This is a genomic window from Pseudomonas sp. PDM32, from assembly GCF_019219225.1.
In the GTDB taxonomy this organism is placed as follows: domain Bacteria; phylum Pseudomonadota; class Gammaproteobacteria; order Pseudomonadales; family Pseudomonadaceae; genus Aquipseudomonas; species Aquipseudomonas laurylsulfatiphila.
Genome location: NZ_JAHUWE010000006.1, coordinates 257,653 through 278,801, shown reverse-complemented (window position 1 = coordinate 278,801; position 21,149 = coordinate 257,653). Strand labels below are relative to the sequence as shown.

The 21,149-nt window shown below is 48.0% G+C and carries 18 protein-coding genes and 1 pseudogene; 1 reads left to right on the top strand and 18 read right to left on the bottom strand.

Going from position 1 to position 21,149, the window contains the following annotated elements:
* Positions 1–30: 30 nt before the first annotated feature.
* Together KW846_RS13855 and KW846_RS13850 are read right to left on the bottom strand one after the other, a co-directional pair.
* Positions 31–825 (bottom strand): SDR family oxidoreductase, encoded by a 795-nt coding sequence (locus tag KW846_RS13855; RefSeq protein ID WP_218482820.1) that lies wholly within the window; start codon positions 823–825, stop codon positions 31–33.
* Between the two features lie 176 nt (positions 826–1,001).
* Positions 1,002–1,845 (bottom strand): annotated as a pseudogene (locus KW846_RS13850) (IS5 family transposase).
* Between the two features lie 305 nt (positions 1,846–2,150).
* Here KW846_RS13850 and KW846_RS13845 point away from each other — a divergent pair.
* Positions 2,151–3,425, top strand: coding sequence for a Wzz/FepE/Etk N-terminal domain-containing protein (locus KW846_RS13845; RefSeq protein WP_218482818.1), 1,275 nt, complete (start codon positions 2,151–2,153; stop codon positions 3,423–3,425).
* Positions 3,426–3,516: 91 nt separating this feature from the next.
* Here the strand turns inward: KW846_RS13845 and KW846_RS13840 are convergent, their stop codons facing one another.
* From KW846_RS13840 to rpsA, 16 genes are all read right to left on the bottom strand, one after another.
* Entirely contained in the window at positions 3,517–3,852 is a 336-nt protein-coding gene (locus KW846_RS13840) for a helix-hairpin-helix domain-containing protein (protein WP_218482816.1), read from the bottom strand.
* Positions 3,853–3,963: 111 nt separating this feature from the next.
* Positions 3,964–5,958, bottom strand: a complete 1,995-nt coding sequence (locus KW846_RS13835) for a nucleoside-diphosphate sugar epimerase/dehydratase (RefSeq protein WP_218482814.1) — start codon at positions 5,956–5,958, stop codon at positions 3,964–3,966.
* 111 nt (positions 5,959–6,069) lie between these two features.
* Positions 6,070–7,113 (bottom strand): glycosyltransferase family 4 protein, encoded by a 1,044-nt coding sequence (locus tag KW846_RS13830; RefSeq protein WP_218482812.1) that lies wholly within the window; start codon positions 7,111–7,113, stop codon positions 6,070–6,072.
* A 26-nt stretch (positions 7,114–7,139) separates the two neighbouring features.
* Complete coding sequence (locus tag KW846_RS13825; protein WP_218482810.1) at positions 7,140–8,072, bottom strand: NAD-dependent epimerase/dehydratase family protein; 933 nt, start codon at positions 8,070–8,072, stop codon at positions 7,140–7,142.
* Complete coding sequence (locus tag KW846_RS13820) at positions 8,069–9,271, bottom strand: glycosyltransferase family 4 protein (protein ID WP_218482808.1); 1,203 nt, start codon at positions 9,269–9,271, stop codon at positions 8,069–8,071. Before KW846_RS13820 ends, KW846_RS13825 begins: the two co-directional genes overlap by 4 nt.
* Positions 9,272–9,289: 18 nt before the next feature.
* Positions 9,290–10,420 (bottom strand): non-hydrolyzing UDP-N-acetylglucosamine 2-epimerase, encoded by a 1,131-nt coding sequence (gene wecB, locus KW846_RS13815; RefSeq protein WP_218482806.1) that lies wholly within the window; start codon positions 10,418–10,420, stop codon positions 9,290–9,292.
* Between the two features lie 416 nt (positions 10,421–10,836).
* The gene (locus KW846_RS13810) at positions 10,837–11,955 is read right to left on the bottom strand and encodes an NAD-dependent epimerase/dehydratase family protein (protein ID WP_218482804.1); all 1,119 of its coding nucleotides are present in this window, start codon (positions 11,953–11,955) and stop codon (positions 10,837–10,839) included.
* A gap of 3 nt (positions 11,956–11,958) precedes the next feature.
* Entirely contained in the window at positions 11,959–12,996 is a 1,038-nt protein-coding gene (locus tag KW846_RS13805; RefSeq protein ID WP_057713776.1) for a polysaccharide biosynthesis protein, read from the bottom strand.
* A gap of 13 nt (positions 12,997–13,009) precedes the next feature.
* Positions 13,010–14,212, bottom strand: coding sequence for a glycosyltransferase family 4 protein (locus KW846_RS13800; RefSeq protein WP_218482802.1), 1,203 nt, complete (start codon positions 14,210–14,212; stop codon positions 13,010–13,012).
* On the bottom strand, positions 14,212–15,384 hold the full coding sequence (locus KW846_RS13795; protein ID WP_218482800.1) for an EpsG family protein: 1,173 nt from the start codon (positions 15,382–15,384) through the stop codon (positions 14,212–14,214). Before KW846_RS13795 ends, KW846_RS13800 begins: the two co-directional genes overlap by 1 nt.
* A complete protein-coding gene (locus tag KW846_RS13790; protein ID WP_218482798.1) occupies positions 15,371–16,630 on the bottom strand; it encodes an oligosaccharide flippase family protein in 1,260 nt (419 codons plus the stop codon). Before KW846_RS13790 ends, KW846_RS13795 begins: the two co-directional genes overlap by 14 nt.
* Positions 16,631–17,076: 446 nt before the next feature.
* A complete protein-coding gene (locus KW846_RS13785; RefSeq protein WP_218482796.1) occupies positions 17,077–18,126 on the bottom strand; it encodes an LPS O-antigen chain length determinant protein WzzB in 1,050 nt (349 codons plus the stop codon).
* A 126-nt stretch (positions 18,127–18,252) separates the two neighbouring features.
* Complete coding sequence (locus KW846_RS13780; RefSeq protein ID WP_371321750.1) at positions 18,253–18,417, bottom strand: lipopolysaccharide assembly protein LapA domain-containing protein; 165 nt, start codon at positions 18,415–18,417, stop codon at positions 18,253–18,255.
* Positions 18,418–18,494: 77 nt separating this feature from the next.
* A complete protein-coding gene (ihfB, locus tag KW846_RS13775; protein WP_218482795.1) occupies positions 18,495–18,788 on the bottom strand; it encodes an integration host factor subunit beta in 294 nt (97 codons plus the stop codon).
* A gap of 151 nt (positions 18,789–18,939) precedes the next feature.
* Positions 18,940–19,221: a hypothetical protein gene (locus KW846_RS13770; protein WP_218482793.1), complete on the bottom strand. Its 282-nt coding sequence runs from the start codon at positions 19,219–19,221 to the stop codon at positions 18,940–18,942.
* 210 nt (positions 19,222–19,431) lie between these two features.
* Positions 19,432–21,123 carry a 30S ribosomal protein S1 gene (gene rpsA, locus KW846_RS13765; protein ID WP_007973639.1) on the bottom strand — a complete coding sequence of 564 codons (1,692 nt, stop codon included), beginning with the start codon at positions 21,121–21,123 and terminating at the stop codon, positions 19,432–19,434.
* Positions 21,124–21,149 lie beyond the last annotated feature (26 nt).

Below are 21,149 nucleotides of genomic sequence, written 5' to 3'. Positions count from 1 at the left end.
CCGCTCACACCTCGATCTGGTTGATGCCACTTACCGATAACGGGCAGCAGCCTTGCTTTTCGACAGGTTAGGCGCCATCACAAGACGCGCCGCCACGAACGCATTCCAATCCGCCGCATCGGGCAATGAAGGAATAGTGATCAATTCACCCTGATCCAGACCCGACAATGCAGCATCGACCATCTCACCCGCCTCCATCACCATGTCCGCAGGAATTTGTGACGCATCGATGCCGGAGCGCTCCCAGATTTCAGTACGTGTCACGCCGGGCAGCACTGCCTGGATCTTCACTCCGGTGCCATTCAGTTCGGCGCTCAACGATTGAGTCAAACTCAATACGTAAGCCTTGCTGGCACTATACGTCGCGTTGAAGCGCTCAGGAAACAAGGCCACCACCGATGCAATATTGATAATCGTGCCGTGCCCGGCCTTGGTAAAACTGGCTGCCGCGGCTGCGGCCAATCGCGTGACAGCGGTGATATTCAACTGAATCATTCGTTCCAGTTGATCAGTATCGGCATTAGCCAATAGCCCGTCCGCCGCTACACCGGCGTTATTGAGCAACAGGCTGATACTCGAATCGCTGCGTAACCGCTGTTCGATTTGCAGCACGCCTTCCTTTTGAGTGAGATCCGCCTTCAGCACTTCAACCTTGATCCCGTGCTCCGAGCGTAGCTTGCTCGCCGCCATCTCCAGTCGCTGCTCGTCACGAGCCACCAACAACAAATCAAAACCGCGGGCTGCCAACCGCTCAGCGTAAACCGCCCCGATACCGGAGGAAGCGCCGGTGACGAGGGCCGTACCTTGGGACAGGACTGAATTCATGAGTGTGCTCCTGAAGAAATGCGAGGAATGGGACGACGATTTATTATAGGCATAATTTAAGAAATATATGACACGCATAATTTCAGCCTCGGGCCAGCGGACAGATGCCTTGCAATACAGCCTGCTTCTATCCCTAACCAACAATCGAGCGATAATCGATTAGCTGCGGATGCACACTAGGCTCTGTACGAAAAGTAATGTCGTAAATACCGCATGGCGCAGGCCAGCGAGACCATCGCCGCATAACTTTTCGCGAGTTTGTCGAAGGTCGTACCAATGCGGCGGTTTTCTTTCAGCCAGACGAACATACGCTCGATGATGTTGCGCTGCCGGTAATTGGGACGATCAAACAGTCTCGGCAAACCCGGTTTGGGTTTGCGCTTCATGCTGCGCAGAGGAGTCACCGGCTGCATCCGATAGCGGTCGCAGTAACGACGCAAAGCTTCGGCGTCATAGCCTTTATCAGCCAACAAGCATCGGCAGCGTTTGCGAGGGCGGCCGCGCAAGTTTGGTATGTACGCCTAATCCAGCAACGGTTGGGCATAAGCGATGTCCGCCCGACAATAGAAATGTCAGGGGTACACCGCTGGCATCACACAGCATGTAAATCTTGGTGGTCAGGCCGCCCCGGCTGCGGCCGAGCGCATGATCTTGCGGTTCTTCAGGCCCCCTTTTCCCCAGCACCAGAAGAGGCCCGGGTTGCGCGTACTGCCGTGGAGTCAATCATCCAAGTTTGCAGATCAATTAACCCTTGCTCGTTAAGTTTGATGTGAAGCCTCTTGAGCATCGGGTCAAACGTTCCGCGATTGCGCCAGTCACGAAAACGTTGATAAACCGTTGACCAAGGGCCGATACGCTCAGGCATGTCACGCCAACCAGCGTCAGAACAGAGCACCCAAAAAGGACGCCGTTAAGCATCAAACGGTCATCTGTTCGTGGCGCCCGCTACGAGGAGGCTCATCGAATACATCCGCAACCAAATCCCAGACTGCGTCGGGGGAGTTCATACCTTTTGGCCATCATGGGCTCCTGCCTTTGATGGACGCGGGCTTTACTGAATCTCGACGCCTGTGGAATTCAAATTGGTTTCAACTGACTTCGTACAGAACCTGGGCAACCAACCTGCTGCATTCCGCATGCGCTATCGATTCAGCAAAACGAACCAGAACAGACTATAAAAATTGACAGTTTCAATTATCAACTGCTTGCCGTGAGAATTTAGATACGGGAGAATGCGAAACATTTCTAAACATTTTTTCAGACTCGTCAGCTAAACCTATTGAGCACTCCTCAACGGCAGCTGACTTTTATAACTTGAGGGTTTCATGAACTTCCCTGCAAAAATAAGCCCCGACATTGAGCATCATGAAATTGATGTTGCAGAATTAATACGCAACCTATGGAAACAAAGAGGGATAATTCTACTTTTTACCGGTCTTTCCACAGCGCTCGCAATTACTTATGCATTAACGGCAGAACCCCAATATAAAGTACAAAACTATATCAGGCCGGTCGCCTCAACTGACCTGGACATGTTAAATGGAACCGGTCTTTACACAATCAAACCAGAAGAGTCATTAAGACGTATCGGTTCTTCCATGGAGTCGTATTCCGTACGCTTGAGTTTTTTTCAGGCCAACCCGGAATTGCTCGCGCCAATTCAAGTCAATGGTAAATCACTCGAAGAAACGCTTGAGCGTTTCAACACCAATGGCTTTACAGTCGATCAGATCGACCCTAAAAAAACCGCCAATCTTTCGGAAGCCATTCAGTTTGGTATTGAGTACCCATCGGGAATGGATGGTGTCGCTATTGTTAACAACTTTACCGACTTTGTCGTCAAACGCGAAAAAGAGAAAGTCGAATCGGACTTGAAAACTCTTATTGACAACCGAATTGCACAAACCGAAAGAAAGTTGCTCTCGAGGAAAGCAGCATACGAAGCCGATAAGGACTCAAAAATTGCCGAGCTCCTTGAAAAGGATCAGCTAAAAAAAGAGATACTTCAAGACGAACTCAAGGCTTTGCGTCAGCAGCTTCAAACTCGCCGACAAAATCGCATCAAACAACTGGATGAGGCAATAACAATTGCCAAGAAGCTGGGTATTGTTGCCCCTACTACGCCATCTGCCCTTGGAGACTCCGGGCAAACACGGCAGGGCAATATGATTCGAACAGAAGTAAGCAACCAACAAATCCCTCTATATTTTATGGGTCAGTCAGCGCTGGAAGCAGAGCGTGCGACATTGGTCTCGCGAAACTCTGATGATTTTACCGAGCCTCGTATTGATGAGATTCAAAAAGAACTCACCCTCCTTGCCAACAACCGCCAGGTCGCTTTGCTGCGGCAACGCAATAACGAAGAGCTTTTCTTGAAAGGCTTGAGTGAAATCCGCGAAGAACTGGCTCACTTGAAAAACATACATATCGAGTCTGACCAGTTCAACTTGGTAAATATCGACAGAACTGCTTCGCCTCCACCATTTCCTATCAAACCGAAAAAAGCATTGATCGTCGGCGCAGGGCTGATATTCGGATTGCTGCTCGGCACCCTGCTTGCTTTCGCTCGGACGACCTTGCTACCGAAAAAACCCGATTAACAAACACACCGCAGTAGAAACTTTCGGGACTAATCTCTCGCACAAATAAAAAGGCCGATCAACGATCGGCCTTTGTCATTCAATCACACTCTTAGTTCACCTCGATCTTCTCGCGATTGCTATCCAGAATCGCTTTCCCGATCCCCTTCACTTCCAGTAACTCGTCAACTGAAGCAAACGCACCATTACTTTCACGATAAGCAACAATCGCCTTGGCTTTCGCCTCGCCCACCCCAACCAACTCACGTTGCAGCGTAGGTGCATCAGCACTATTGAGATCGACTTTGCCGGACTGTGCCTTGGCGGCTACATCCTGCACCAGAGGAGCACTCTTCACCTCGGGTGGGTTGACAGGCGCGGCGATTGCCGCAAGAGAGGCGCTTGCAAGAAGGGCGAAAACCAGGGAGTAGAAACTGCTTGTACGCATTAGTGAAGCTCCTGCCATCGTTTGAGAAAGCAGCTTTTCCGAAGCTGCTCTCCAAACTTAGGCGATCTCATGGAACTGTCAAAAATGTGTACGTTACAGGATATGAAACAATCAGGGTTCGAGGCGGCGCTGCTGGAAAATCCAGTCGACGATTTCCCCGTCGGGGGTATAGCCACTCACCGTTTCACGTAAGATTTGACGCACTTGAGTGTAATCATCGCGCTCAACAGCAGACAGTAACTCACTCAGCCTGACTTTAAGGACATCCCAAGTGAGATAGTCTTCGCTGGCTGTCATGATCATCGGGTGCGACGTAGCCGCAACGTTATCCCCAATAAGCAATTCTTCATAAAGCTTCTCACCAGGCCTCAGGCCGGTGAACAGAATGGAAATATCGCCATGTTGATTTTTTTCCGAACGTACGCTCAAGCCGGAGAGATGAATCATTTTCTCCGCAAGCTCGACAATTTTTACCGGTTCACCCATATCCAGAACAAAAACATCCCCCCCCTGCCCCATCGAGCCAGCTTGAATCACAAGTTGGGCCGCTTCCGGGATGGTCATAAAGTAACGGGTTATTTTCGGATGAGTAACCGTTAAAGGACCGCCGGACATGATCTGTTTGTGAAACAGCGGAATTACCGAGCCGGACGACCCTAGTACATTGCCGAATCGCACCATGGTAAACCTGGTTTTATTGACTCGAGAGACGTTGGTCTTATCGCCAAACATCACCGGCGCCACCTCGCGGCTCAATGCCTGCAGCGTCAACTCCGCCAACCGCTTCGTACTGCCCATGACGTTCGTAGGTCGCACGGCCTTATCCGTAGAGATCAGTACGAAATTCGAAACTCCGGCCTGAAGAGCCGCTTGTGCGGTATTCAACGTACCAACTACATTATTCCAAACCCCTTCGGCAATATTGTGCTCAACCATCGGGACATGTTTATAAGCGGCAGCGTGATACACCGTATCGACATGCCAGGTTTTCATTACATCTAGAAGTTTGTCCTGATTACGCACAGAACCAAGTATTGGTAACAGACGTACAGACAGCGACTCTCGTGATATACGCTGTTCCAACTCCGAGAGAATACTGTAAAGATTGAACTCACTGTGTTCGAACAACAAAAGCGTCGTCGGTTGCAGGAGCAGGATCTGACGACAAAGCTCGGAGCCGATAGAGCCGCCGGCACCCGTGACGAGTACCGATTGATCCTTGATGCAATGCTCCAGTAAATCACCCTGTGCTGGCACAGCATCCCGACCGAGCAGGTCCGCGATATCAACCTCTTGGATATCGTCGACCTTGACTCGCCCGCTGGCGAGGTCCATGAACCCCGGTATACTTCTTACGTGCAGTGGGAATCGCTCCAGAAAGCCAAGAATCTCACGGCGGCGAGCACGATTCACTGATGGAACCGCAAGTAGAATTTCCTGCGCCCCGGTAACATCAATCATGCGTTGAATATGCTTGGGCTTATACACCTGCAAGCCAGAGATCACGCGATCAGCGATGCTTTTATCATCATCAATGAATGCAACCGGGCGCATCGCGCGCCCCATCCGAAGAGCTGCAACCAATTGGTTCCCAGCCGCGCCGGCTCCATAAATAGCTACGCGTGGCAGCCCATCGTCACGATTGGTAAACGGCACATGTTGTACCGCTGCAAACCAGTCACCTAGAAAATACTGGCGCATAGCGAGACGAAGCCCTCCCACCATGATCAGGCTAAGCCACCAGTAGTTAAAAATAATTGACCGTGGGACAACGTTCTGATGATTGCTGTACCAGAACACCACCACTCCGAGAATCAGGGCAGAAAGGCTGACAGCCTTGATAATCGCAATCAGGGCATCGTTACCGAAGTAACGCATCACCGCCCGGTACATTCCGAAGCGGATGAAAAGAGGAATCGCGATGACCGGGGCAGCCAGGAACAACCAAAAATGCTGGGTAAACGGATTGATCATCTCGTCAATACCCAAGCGAACGATGAATGACATCCACAACGCTACCCAGACGAGCGAGCAGTCAGTGATGACTTGCAAGATACGTTTGCGACTACGTGGAAGCCTTAACAAATATGCCCGAAGATTATCCATAAAACCCCTTTCGCACTCCTGAAAGCTTCAAGCGCTGGATACTTAAAATCAGAGATCAATTATTTAACATGACAGCTTTTTTGTAACCTTACCAATCGAGCGAAATTCACCTCAATTCACTTTTTCCAGCTCGCCCGCATGGTACCTGACGGCGAGTAAAACCAAGGGAACGTATGCTATCAGCAGGCCGAGAAGGCCATTTAAGACCCCTACCCCAACACACAGAGCTATCGGAAGCAGCCAAAACAGGTTAATCATCAAGACACCGACCGTTACCGGTAGATGACGACCGACACTTCTAGAGGCAAACTGATAGGCATGACTGCGATGCGCCTCATAAACTTTATCGCCCCGCATTAAACGCCGCAACAAGGTGAACGTGGCATCGACAATGAATACGCCAAGTAGAATCAACCAGACCCACAATAGTTGTGGTGCGCTAGCGGATGCCTGAAGGGAAAAAATGCCCAGTATGATGCCCAGAAACCCACTACCCGCATCACCCATGAAAATTCGCGCAGGTGGAAAATTCCAGCAAAGAAACCCCAGTACCGCAGCGGCGAGCAGTAAAGGTGCCCAAACCAGAGCATCAAAACCGGTAACCCAATAAATCAGACAAGCACCGATACACGCAGTTACGGCCTCAACCCCGGCGATTCCATCAATTCCATCCATAAAGTTGTAAAGATTAAGCATCCAGACCAGATAGAAAGCGGCAACAACATGACCTAACCAACCGAGGTCGATCGTTAGGCCAAAAGCATCTATCGGAGCCAGACCACCAAGCCAAAACAATGCCCAGATCGCGCCAGCGAAATGAGCCAATAGACGCCAGCGAGCCGCAATATGACCGTGATCGTCAAGAAATCCAATCACAGCAACCCAGGCTCCAGCACCAATCAATGCCATTGCATTTGACCAGGTTACAAGTCCTGTCGTAGCGAGTAATGGCATGACCAACAGAAAACAAACGACAATGGCAACCCCTCCACCGCGAGGAGTGGGGATCGAGTGTGAACTCCGGACATTTGGCACATCAATGAGACTGTTCTTCAACGCGTAAATACGCAGTGCCCCAGTCAAACCGAGCGACAAAAGAATTACCGCAGGAAAGGCGAGCCAATAATACTCGGTTGAAAAATGTGCATTTATCATTATAGAAACACCACACACAAAAAATGTTAGAGCGCTTTGAAACCCCGACCGGACTCTGTCAACGCTTGTTGAGGAGAGACGACAGGGACCCAACCCAAATTTGATCGTGCTTTCGAAGAGTCAATTACCAAAGAACAACAAAGCTGTGTATAAATAGCACGCCGTCTCAATAGCGTACTCCCAGCCAACAAGAGAAACTGGGGGACTGCAATAAGCCGAGCTTTTCTATTCATACCACTGGCCAGAAACCTGACTATCTCAGCGGTGGACAGATCCACACCATCAGAAACAAGAAACAAGTTATTGGCAGCTTTTGGATGAGTCACACAGACACGGATAAAGTCCACCAGGTTTTCCAACGCGATCATGCTGCGTCGGTTATTGATAGTTGCAAAAGGTAAAGGTATCCCTAATGAAACTAATTTAAGCAATCGTTTAAAGTTGCCGGGGGCTTGCGCCGCATATACCAAAGGAGGTCTTATAATAACCAGCTCCATGGAAGACCTCCGACTTAACTCCTCGAGTTTCCGCTCAGCAGCCCATTTTGATTCAGCGTAATCCGCGTGAGGTGCCGCCGGAGAAGACTCGTCAAACGCACCTTCCGTTGACGATCCGTTCACACCTATGGAACTGATAAAAATGAACCTTTTGACATTAGACGAAATTGCCTGCTCTGCGAGACGAACCGTGCCATCGACATTCGCCTGTTTGAACCCCTGCAAAGCTACTTCTCTTGGCTCACCTAGATTATGAGCCTTGCCAGCCAAGTGGACTACGACATCAACCCCCGTTAAGAGCTGGCTCCAATCTGCATCGGCGCTTAAGGGAGGGGAAATAATAAATTCATGGTCGGACACAGCGATTCGCGAGCAACAAACGAGTTGATGGCATTCAGAGTGAAGAACGCTAACCAAACCTCGCCCGACAAACCCATTGGCGCCAGTAATTAAAACTTTCATACTTTGTTCGGTCCAATGAGATTAGCAACATGTCCATAGAACTTATCCAATGCGAGATGCTCAGCATAATTCTCGCGAAAAACAGCGAGCGAGCAGCCGTTTAGCGCTTCAAGATCAGAATTGCATATTGTTGCTATTACGTCGGCCAAAGCACGCGGATCAGACGGCTTACACTGCCATCCGACTCCTTTTTCGCGAATAACTCGCGATATCTCGGCATTGTCATCCATTACTGCTAAAAGAGGTTTATCTGCAGCAAGAGAAAAATATGCTTTGCTGGGAACTCCCAGTCCAAGCATTCCTTTCTCCAAGGTAATTAACGCCACATCACAAGCAGCAAGCCCCTGATTTTTTTCCCTCAATGGAACAGTGCCCGCATAGGCAACATTTTTTGCAGGGTTACTTTTTACGAACTCCTTGACCTTGGCGACGAGCGCGCCATCTCCAATAAATAAGAACGCAGCCCGATCATCTTCGACAAGAGAAATAGCGTCGAGAATATTCTCAATTCCCTGTACCCGCCCAATATTGCCAAAAAACTGGAACACAACTTTTTCCTGCCACCCCAATTCATTTAAAAATGGCGCAGTGTGACGAGGTAAAGGAAAAACCTCTTTCTCATCTGCCCAGTTTGGCACGAATACGACCTTAGCCGTATTCGTAACCTTCAGACTGACTAGCTCCTGCATGTCCCGTCCGATAACAACCAGTAACTCTGCAGAATTATAAATACTGGAGAATAAACGGTTGATTATCGGATAGACACGACTGGTAGACTTTATTATGCCGGCAGGCACTAAGTTCTCCGGAAAAACATCATGAACCAGAACCCCCCACTTAAAACTTTTGATCAGCTTCAAGAAAGGGATAACCATCAACAGTAATGCCGGATTAGTCCCAGTCAGCACAACATCATTTTTTTTTACATCCCGGAGAATGTGCCAACAGAAACCAGCCACCTGATAAAACTGCCCGAAGAACCTGAAAATCAGCTTGTTTTTGTTAAATTTCAGCGTTGTGAATGCCACTTCTTTAACATCGTGACTCTCAAATAAGCGTGAGGATTTACTTGCGCTTGGATAAATTACTGTTACCCGCCCACGTTCTACCCCAATCTTATTAACGATTTTCGACCAAAAAAAACCGGTCGAATTTTGTTCCGCATTCACATACTCTGAAACAACAAAAACCTTCGCCATTAATACTTTTCGTCCTGATCAGTACTTTTTCCAAACGACACGCATAACATAGTCGCGGTAGCTGTGAATGATCCTGACCACTTTTTCTGAAACGTTCGGCATGCTGTAGTCTGCCACCAGGCGCAGACTGCGAACCTCACCTCGGCTTTGACCCTCAAGCACCTGCAAGGCCTGCATCACTCGCTCGGACTCAAGGCCAACCATCATCACAGCGGCTTCTTCCATACCCTCTGGACGCTCGTGCGCCTCACGGATATTCAACGCTGGGAAGTTGAGAATAGAGGACTCTTCATTGATCGTACCACTATCGGAAAGTACTGCTTTGGACTCAAGTTGTAGCTTGTTGTAGTCCTTGAAACCGAGCGGTTTTAGCAGACGAACATTCTCGTGAAACTTCACCCCCATGGCATCGACACGCTTCTGCGTCCGCGGGTGGGTGGAGACGATTACCGGATAGTCATAGTGCGCTGCGACTGCGTTGAGTACTTCAACAAGCTTTCCGAAGTTAGTATCAGAATCAATATTTTCTTCACGGTGTGCACTTACTACAAAAAATTTGCCCTGTTCAAGACCAAGCCGCTCCAGCACGTCCGAAGAATCGATACCTTCACGATAATAATTAAGCACCTCAAACATCGGGCTACCAGTTTTGATAACCCTGTCTGGTGGCAAGCCTTCACTTAGCAGATAGTCGCGCGCAATGGTGCTGTAAGTTAAATTGATATCAGCGGTGTGATCTACAATACGTCGGTTGATTTCTTCAGGCACACGCATGTCGAAGCAACGGTTACCAGCTTCCATGTGGAAAGCTGGAATTTTACGACGTTTGGCGGGAATGACCGCCATGCAGCTATTCGTGTCGCCGAGGACGAGAACAGCCTCAGGCTGAACCTCAGCCAGCACACGATCAACGGAAATAATGACGTTACCGATGGTCTCTGCGCCTGTTGCGCCAGCGGCGTTCAGAAAGTGGTCTGGTTTACGGATACCGAGATCCTGAAAGAAAATCTCGTTCAGTTCATAGTCATAATTCTGCCCGGTGTGCACTAGAACATGGTCACAGTCCCTGTCCAGGGCGGCCATGACGCGCGACAGACGAATAATTTCCGGGCGAGTACCCACTACGGTAACGATTTTCAATTTTTTCATTTTTAAACGTCACATTTTAATAAGTGATAAAAACGATTAACAATTCTAATCTTCAACTGCCACTAACGCTATCCATTAGCATGCTTGAAGCCCAAAGAGGGCCATCAATGGACGAGTGGACGCTGCGCCACCTAGCCTCAACATCCCGGGTAAGGCAGCCGTCGATCACACCTTACCTCCACCGCGTTCGATCTCGGTGACCACACACGGTCACTCCGTGGTGCCCAATTCGAAGAAAAACGCCAATGGAAAAGCTAATACAACAGACTTTCCGGCCTGCTTTTGAGCCTGTGATGGGGGGTGACAAACTGTCAAAAATCGGATTTACAAGACTACCACTTCAAGGGATCGCAAGCCCCACAAAAGCACAGCGCCGCCCACTCCTTATCTAAGGAATAAAGCGGCGCGCACGATAATTAAGCTTCAGTACCAACAGGAAAGGTAAACGTATCAGGTGCTTCACGATCAAAAATCTCGTTAGCCCAAAGCATAACGATCATTTCTTCACTGCCTGTATTGGTAATGTCGTGACTCCAGCCCGGAACTGTTTCGACAATTTCCGGCTTTTCTCCGGAAGTGAACAATTCGTAAAACTCACCCGAAACAATGTGACGGAAGCGGAAACATGCCGTGCCTTTGATGACAAGGAACTTTTCGGTCTTTGAGTGGTGGTAATGCCCGCCGCGTGTTATCCCTGGATGTGCAGTAAAGTATGAAAACTGTCCAGCCTCCTTGGTTTTAAGCATTTCCACAAAAACCCCGCGCGGATCGCCGTGCTTGGGAACTTCGTAAGTAAAACGCTCAGGCGGTAGATAACTCAAATAAGTGGAATAAAGCGCCCTTACAAGCCCCGTTCCGACCGACTCGGTAATCATCGTCTTGCGACTATCACGGAAAGCCGCCAATTGCTCGGAAAGTTCACCCACCGTAATATTGTATTGTGGTTCCACACTAACAAACGGCGAGCCTGACTTCTTTCCATCCATTACAGCAATGAAACATGCAACTACGTCATCTATATAAACCAGATTAATTTGCGCATGCGGATCATTGACATTGATTGGTAGACCGCGAGCGATATTATTACAAAAAGTCGCAACCGCCGAATTATAGTTAGGACGAGCCCACTTACCAAATACGTTAGGCAAACGAAACAAGTGCACTTCCGAACCATTCTCCGAGCTCAGATCAAGTAATACTTGTTCGGCGCCGAGTTTACTACTGCCGTATGGATTATCCAACTCCGCTTGACTGGACGACGTATACAGCACTGGAACTTTCCGGCCACTGAGACGAATAGCATCACAGAGTGCACGAGTCAAATCGGTATTGCCGATATGAAACTCCTGCGGGTCCAACGGACGATTGACACCGGCCAGATGGAAAATAAAGTCAACCTGGGCAACCAGACTCGGCAAGTTTTCCAGCGAATCTTCGCGAGTAAAACGCACCACTTCGATATCGGACTTCTCGCTCAGATGCGAAATAAGATTCTGGCCGACAAAACCATTGGCACCTGTAATCAGAACCTTCATTGCTTATTCCTCAGGTGTAGCGTGCTCACCACGCTGGATAGCGCGCATAAAGTTCAACTTGAGGAGCAGCTTCTGCATACCTTCTACATCAAGGCGCTCGGTATTATGCGAGTTGTAGTCTTCAGTACGAGAGATTTTGGTCTCACCCTGCTCCACAAACTTGGAGTAATTCAGATCTCGCAGATCTGGTGGTACGCGGAAGTAGTCACCACGATCTTCTGCGCAGGCCATTTCTTCACGGCTAAGCAGTGCTTCAAAAAGCTTTTCGCCGTGACGGGTGCCAATGACCTGAACGGGATGATCTGGCACATTAAGCATATTGATCAACGCTTTTGCCAAAACTTCCACAGTCGCTGCGGGAGCTTTCTGGACAAACATGTCACCATTTGTGCCATGCTCAAAAGCATACAAAACCAGATCGACCGCATCTGCCAAAGTCATCATGAATCGCGTCATGTTTGGATCAGTCAAGCTTAGCGGAATGCCCGAACGGATCTGATCAACAAACAAAGGAATAACGGAACCACGGGACGCCATCACGTTACCGTAACGGGTACCGCAGATAACCGTATTGTTATCGTTACGGGATTTGGCAACCATTACTTTTTCCATCATTGCTTTGGATATACCCATTGCATTGATTGGATAAACAGCTTTATCAGTACTCAGGCAGACTACGCGCTTAACGTTATTTTGGATCGCCGCTTCCAGTACATTATCAGTACCAAGCACGTTTGTTTTCACAGCTTCCATTGGGTGGAATTCGCACGATGGAACCTGCTTCAAGGCAGCGGCGTGAAAAATATAATCTACCCCACGAGTAGCATTGAGTACACTCTGGAAATCTCTGACGTCGCCAATATAGAACTTCAGCTTGGTGTTTGCGTATTTTTTACGCATGTCATCTTGTTTTTTCTCGTCTCGGCTGAACACACGAATTTCTTTGATATCAGTATCGAGGAATCGTTTCAGCACAGCATTACCAAACGACCCGGTGCCACCGGTGATCAAAAGCGTTGAGTTACTGAAAGAAATAGCCATGAGAAGACCCCACTTATAGTGATGAAATGATAATACTTCTTGCGTTCTCGACGCTCAAGTACTTTTCGTAATAGCGCCGACCATTGGCCCCTAGCGCTTTACAGAGCTCAGCATCCTTAATCAACAAATCCAATTTGTTTTTTAGATTAGTTACATCCCCCGCCACTACGGCTAAACCAGCACATATTTTGTTTTCAAGGATATCTCCAAAATCCGTAACTGAATCCAAAGATGCAAGCACCGGAAGAGAAACTTTAAAATAATCTAATGATTTAGAGGGAAAACTCGGCACAGTTAACTTCCTGGACAGGGAAATCAGACCCACATCGCAGGCTTGAACTACATGCTGATACTCATCACGAGGCACGTAGTTGATAAACTTTACGTTCTTTAAACCACGAGTAAATACCGATTCCTCCAACCGTTCCTTCTCAGTCCCCTTACCAATGAAAAGGAAGGTCACATCATCACCAGTGTAAAGCTCAGCCAAATCGAGAATATTGTCCAATTCCTGGACAATAGACATTGCGCCACCATAAACAGCAATAAATCCTGTAGATGGCAAATCGTACTTCAACCTTATTTCAGACTTGTCTATCGGATCAACCTGCTTGATCTTCGCCCAAAGAGGCAAAATTTCTACACGCTGCTTATCCACCGTCGGGAAATTATCAAACAAGAACCTGGCATTACCCTCAGTCATACATCCGATGCGATCAAAACTTTTGTACATTATTTGTTCAAGATAACGAAAAAAACCAAAAAATAGCTTATTTCTGATAGCACCGAGATCTTTCAAATAATATGGAAAGAAATCCCATAGCACCAGAAAAGACTTGGAGTCAAATTTTTTTCTAAAATAGCGAGACATCCCCAAAATGGTCACACAAGGCGTATTGGCAATTAACAGGTCACACTTGCTCACTTGCTTTCGCACTTCATGACGAGCGAGGAACGGAAACAAGAATATCTTCAGGGAAGTACCGATGACCCCTGTGTTATAGAATATAGCCGGAAGCTTGACCCTGATAACCTTAATTCCATCAATCACCTTAGTGAATGACACAGGCTCATTCTTAAGCCAAGAGAAAACAACCACCGAGACATCGTGCCCTTCCTCATTCAATGAGTAAGCCAACTCATTAGTCAACCAGGCATCTTTTTTGTCATCCGCATATTTGGTAGTAAGCAGAACGATATGTTTACTTGATTTCATTATTTGGACCACAGCACGTCTAATTGGTTGAGCAAATCATTGGTTCGATCTTGCCCAGTCGAGTTTTTATGATCATAAAAAAGCTGACTTTGATAGGGTATATAAACAATAGAAAGCGGGCTTGATATAAACCTAAAGAATGGCAAGTATGCAATTATCGCAATCACAAAGACAACAATAATACGGCTTGCGTATGTCACATACTGTAAAGCCCCGAGTGTACACCCCACAAGGAATATGGCGAAAAAAAACTGATATCGGGTAGATAGAGTTGGGAAGCCAAATATTATCAAAGGAATGAGCAACCCCAACAAAGCCAGCCGATAGGTTTGTAATCCCCACCTATCACCAAGAACCTCAACACTAGAAGACTCACGCCTTACCCAAGCCCCGTATATGCATACGAAAAACACTAGTGAAACAACTGCAAATGCAGCCCGATATGCAAACGATGCGTTAAAAACATCACGATCCAAATAAACCATGTATTTTGGATTGACGTAAACAATCAAAACCTCAACAACACTTCGAATGATATCAAAAGAAGATACATACAGCGCTACCGAAGCAGCAAAAATCAATGAAAACGTCCTTCGACCCAAAGGAAAAACATAGACCAATGCAAGCAGCAAAACTCCACCAACTACCGAATAGTGCAACGAACAAGCCATCGCAAAGAAGATGAAGCCCGAGATTTTTTTATTTGAAAAAACCTTATACACACCTAGCAAAAATATGCTAACTGCAAGACCTTGCCTAAGCAGAGAAAACGCAGGTATCAAATAAAAATCTGGAACCGAATACATTATCGCCATGACAACCAGGCAATACCTCGGAAAAAAGCGTCTCACTGCGAAAGCTATAAAAGCAATTTCCAATATACTTATTACCGCAGAAAACTGCTCGAACGCCAACCCCATACTTACTGAAAGCTGGACAAGCCACTCATAACCAAATTCAAAATCAAGATAAAAGCCTTCCCCGCTTTGTACTGCTGTGTAATGCGCCTCATAGATTGGCCAATCATATCCGGTTTGAAACTTCAAACCTACGAACAAGGCAAGCAACGCCACCTGTAAAAAAAACAACCATGCCGACGGATGATTATTTTTTCTCAATGAAAGAATAGCCAGCAACCAAACTACAACATATACAATATTATACTGCGTCATACTTATTATTCTGTTCTAAGGGCATTGAATTGTAGCGAGTTACCAAAAACCATAGCAATACCATTGCCAGAGAAACAGCTCCCTGCAGCGGATATCCATAAGCCATATTATTGAAGCCATAAAGCTGATAACACAAGATACAGAGAAGGAGATACAACAACGCACTAATCATCTCATAGGCGAGATAGAATCGAACATGCTGCTTAGCTATCATTACGTAAAGAAACACCCAACTCAGACACTTGAGAGCATCGCCAATCACATAAATTTTCATGATCCCAGCGGCGGCGGCAAAAGCATCACCATAAATCAACCAAATAGCGAAGCTCGCCAATACGTTTACAGAGACCACCATTACAACAACAAAACCGAGTGCCATTACCCCGACTCGCCATACAAAACTCGCCAAGACCCTGCCTTCTTGTGAGCTGTACTTAGGTAACAACAAAGTAGAAAAGAGGACACTGCATATACCCATGTATATATCGGATAAACGGGTCACTGCATACCACGTGCCTGCCTCAGCCATTGACCCGTTAGTAGATATATAGTCTCGCAGGACGATCTGCACGCCGTAGACTACGATTACCGACCCCAAGGCCATAAGCGAGTAAGACAACAGTATCTTTATGACTTCAGCATCCAGTCTAACCATACTCAGTCTTGGAAGTCGAAATCTCGCCGGCAGAAGCAACACACACACACCCGCAATAGCAGGTGCCAGTGCTATTGAATAAACAGCTCCTGGCTTGCCAAAAACAATGGAAAAAGCACACGTAGATAAAGCTGTAAAAAATGCCGTTATCACGGAATACCAAAAATACTCACTGTACTTCTGACCACCATTAAAGTAAGAAATAAATAAATTATTCAAACCTATAAAAAAAGCACCTAGAGGCAGAAGCAATAACACCTCTACCCACTCACCCTGCAAGAAAAAATCGGAAATAAGCGTACTCGAAAAAAGCAAAACCAAAACAAAAGAAAAACTAAAAGCCAATAGCAGCATCAATGACGACTGCAGAACTCGCTCTTTTGGATATTTATCTTCAGCTATCAGTTTTACCACACCGGAAGTTGTTACCGAGGATGCACCAGCACTTAAAATCTGAAGAAAGGCTTGTATTTGCCCAACTACGGCCATACCGCTCGGCCCAACATAAAACGCCACTACTTTCAGAGATGCGACAGCGAACACTAGTTTAAAAACTGCCTGACAACCAATGTTGATGATTGGCCTAATCATTCTTTCCCGCATCCCTGTCCAACAACCATAACCAGCCCGCCTACCATATGCCAGCACAAAATACAACAACCTTTAACGGAACTTTAAAGTGTATACACCTTTCCGCCATTCGGTAAAAGTCTTCTAATTGCCCCGCCCGCCATTATCTCCTAGATGACACAATAGCGTTACCAGATTTTGATAGGTAGACACATTTCTACGCATCGGTATGCGCTTTATGGCTTGATACAGCCATCGAACCGTGAACGCTTGGCGCACCACCAGGAGCATCCACCGTCTCCCCCCTCCGACCAAGCAAAAAAGGGAGGGATTTTGACGCATCTGAAACCGATTATTCAGCGTGGCGAGCGCTATCTTCCCGGCTACGCAAGCATCCAAGGGAACGCCCCCAGACGCCCGTGCCCCCAATGCGGCGGTTTACCTAACTGAGGGGTACGAGGAGGAAATCAAAATTTAGTGCGCAACAAAGGTGCGAAATGCCGGAACAGCGCCAACAACAGCCCCAGGAAGAACCCAAAGCACGTCCCCAGTATCAGAATTAATAATTTATTCGGCTTGATCGGACTATCGGGATCGCCAACGGCTCCGTCTTGCCGATATACCGAAACACTGGAGGAATCGATCGTCAAATTTTTAAGAAATGAGTACTTAACTTGCAAAACTCGCAGACTCTGAATGAACGGATCATCAGACTCACGACTTTCCAAACCTTCAATTTCGGCCTGGAGCGTATCACTTCCACGCATATATAAAGCCTGGCTATCTACGCCTAAAGATAATTCCCCAGGAGTTTTTCCACTGATAATGACCGGTTTGTTCAAACCAATGGCCTTAGCAATCACCAAAGCTTCACTTAGGACCTTTATTTTATCCTCTCGCTCTCGGCGAGCGCTTTCGCGGAGACCATTAATCTGTTGTTCCAAGTTTCGCGCTCTAACCTGAGCCTCTCTAACTACGTTTTTGATCATTTCGCTTTTTGCTGCAACCCCGGCTTTTTGCACATAAGTGCGCACCCATTCACCAGCTTCCGAAGGATTGTAGCTCTGCACAGCAACAGAATAACGGTCAGGGCTTTCCTTGCCTCCCGCAGAAATGACCAACTGCTTTGAGAAATTTTGGTACAGACGGTCGCGCGAACCCTTGCGTGCATTCTCAGTCAACGACGGCAAATAAACCTCCTCGAAAAAAGAGTGTCGCAAGGACTCACTAAAGAGATTGCGAGTAAATACATCGTAAACATCTTTGACAGAGAAAGGTGGCAGGTCAGAATTCAATGTTCTGCCATAGTTGAAGTCCGCTATATCATTCTGAGTGGGAGGCAATACATAAATCCTGGCTTCGTACAAGGACTTAGCTGTAAATGCATACACAGCAGAAGCTATCAACATGACTATTGTTACACTGATAACAACCAACTTCTGCGCCCAAAGTGCTTTGATCAAGACAAAAAAATCTATCTCATCACTGCTCGCTAAGGCGGTCGAGGGCTTGAGCATGAAGATGTGCATCCTTAAACGTTAAAAAATAAACTTACCTACAAAAAATACAAATCCACAAATTTTCGTGAGCCAAGTAATGCAAAAACCTCTCACTTGACCCAATAGCTCAAAGTGAAAACCTTTCTAACCTCGAGAGCTTCGGAGACTAGAATACCAACCGAATAACGGCCCCACAGCCAAACCGATCAACAACGACAACAGTATATAAAGTGATATTGGAAGCTCAGGCATCGACCAACCCAGAAATTGCACACTAACCCTTTGCTGGTTTTCCAGAATAAACCCCACAATTAAAAAAACCGCCAGAGCCCCCAGGATGAACTTAACGTAACGCAGCGGAGCGGCGCTACGAATCTTGCCACTCACTATTGCTCCTCCTCGTCTTCATTCACCCGATCCCTCAGCTCCTTCCCTGGCTTGAAATGCGGAACGAACTTACCGTCGAGACTGACAGACTGGCCGGTTTTCGGGTTACGGCCGACCCGTGGCGCGCGGTAGTGCAGAGAGAAGCTGCCAAACCCCCGGATCTCGATACGATCCCCAGTAGCGAGACATTGGGACATTTGCTCAAGCATGGTCTTGATGGCCAGCTCCACATCCTTGGATGAGAGCAGCCCTTGATGGGTGACAATTCGTTCGATCAACTCCGACTTCGTCATATTTTTCCCTTCTTTTTCAAGCAGCTAGGTAAGCGCTTCAAAGGTTTTAGCACGCCCGCACGATTTTGAACAGCCCGAGTTTTGCCATCTATCCCACCACCTCAAAATCCTCGACTCCCGAAAAGTCGAAGACTTCTGAGCAATCACGGTCTCATCGGCAAATCACCAACATGGTGCGCGTCAGGAAGCCTGCCGGGTTGAATCCAAAGGGGAAGCCCTCCTCCTCTTCCTTGAGATCATCAGACCTCGTCAAAACTTTGTAACCCACCCCCTTACACTCCTTAGCCGCGCGCTTGTAACACTTGTCCCACTTCGAACCGAGCCCCGAACAATCGACCTCAATGCCGCTAACCCCATGCACTACGTGTGTTTTGGCGCTGGTAGTACAGCCCGCGAGTGCCAGAACTGCTACTGCAACAATGAGCTTGTTCATTCACTTCCTTTTGCCAGACAGCCTACCGGGCGATCATTTGTGTCAGGCTAAAGACTAGCTGCTAATAAGCGTTTGATCCGACTAAACAATCAGACAATTTTTCAGCATTTTTGGTTCACGACTCAAGCTGGTAAAGCCGGCCGCAGCTCACCAAATCCCAGGCACAAAAAAGGGCGACCGAAGTCGCCCTTTTTTACAGAAAATCAGAACTTAGTTCTGTTTTTCCATTTGTGCACGCAGCAGGTCACCCAGAGTGGTGGCCACAGGAGCATCAGTAGCTACTGGCTTGTCGCGCAGGCTCTGGATTGCTTCTTTCTCGTCTTCAACGTCTTTCGACTTGATCGAGAGCTGGATTACACGGCTCTTGCGGTCAACGCTGATGATCTTGGCTTCTACTTCTTCGCCTTCTTTCAGAACGTTGCGCGCGTCTTCAACGCGGTCACGGCTGATTTCGGAGGCTTTCAGAGTCGCTTCGATATCGTCGGCCAGAGTGATGATGGCGCCTTTAGCGTCAACTTCCTTCACGATGCCTTTAACGATGGCGCCTTTGTCGTTCTCTTGAACGTACTCGGAGAACGGATCGCTTTCCAGTTGCTTGATACCCAGGGAGATGCGCTCGCGCTCTGGGTCAACCGACAGGATAACGGTGTCCAGCTCGTCGCCCTTCTTGAAGCGGCGAACGGCTTCTTCGCCCACTTCGTTCCAGGAGATGTCGGACAGGTGAACCAGACCGTCGATGCCGCCGTCCAGACCAATGAAGATACCGAAATCGGTGATCGACTTGATGGTGCCGGAGATTTTATCGCCCTTGTTGAACTGGCCAGAGAAATCTTCCCATGGGTTAGATTTGCACTGCTTGATGCCCAGGGAGATACGACGACGCTCTTCGTCGATGTCCAGAACCATGACTTCCACTTCGTCGCCGACTTGTACGACTTTCGAAGGGTGGATGTTCTTGTTGGTCCAGTCCATTTCGGAAACGTGTACCAGACCTTCAACGCCTTCTTCCAGCTCAGCGAAGCAGCCGTAGTCGGTCAGGTTGGTTACACGCGCGGTAACGCGAGTGCTTTCCGGGTAACGGGCTTTGATAGCAACCCATGGATCTTCGCCCAGCTGCTTCAGGCCCAGGGAAACACGATTGCGCTCGCGATCGTACTTCAGAACCTTGACATCGATCTCGTCGCCAACGTTGACGATTTCGGAAGGATGCTTGATACGCTTCCAAGCCATGTCGGTAATGTGCAGCAGGCCATCGACGCCACCCAGATCGACGAATGCGCCGTAATCGGTGAGGTTCTTGACGATACCTTTGACTTGTTGGCCTTCCTGCAGGGATTCCAGCAGAGCTTCGCGCTCGGCGGAGTTCTCGGCTTCCAGGACGCTGCGACGGGAAACGACAACGTTGTTGCGCTTCTGGTCCAGCTTGATGACCTTGAATTCCAGCTCTTTGCCTTCCAGGTGCGTGGTGTCGCGCACTGGACGGACGTCAACCAGAGAACCTGGCAGGAACGCACGGATGCCGTTAACGTCGACAGTGAAGCCGCCTTTAACCTTACCGTTGATAACGCCCTTGACCACTTCTTCGGCTGCGAAGGCTGCTTCCAGAACAATCCAGCATTCAGCGCGCTTGGCTTTTTCACGGGACAGCTTGGTTTCGCCAAAGCCGTCTTCAACCGAGTCCAGAGCAACGTGAACTTCGTCACCGACGTTGATGTTCAATTCGCCAGCGTCGTTGTAGAACTGCTCAAGCGGGATGAGTGCTTCAGACTTCAGGCCAGCGTGAACGGTTACCCAGCGAGCCTGGTAATCGATATCAACGATAACACCGGTGATGATGGAGCCTGCCTGAAGGTTCAGGGTTTTTAGGCTTTCTTCAAAGAGTTCCGCAAAGCTTTCGCTCATTTTAATTCCTGTTGATGAGGGCGAAG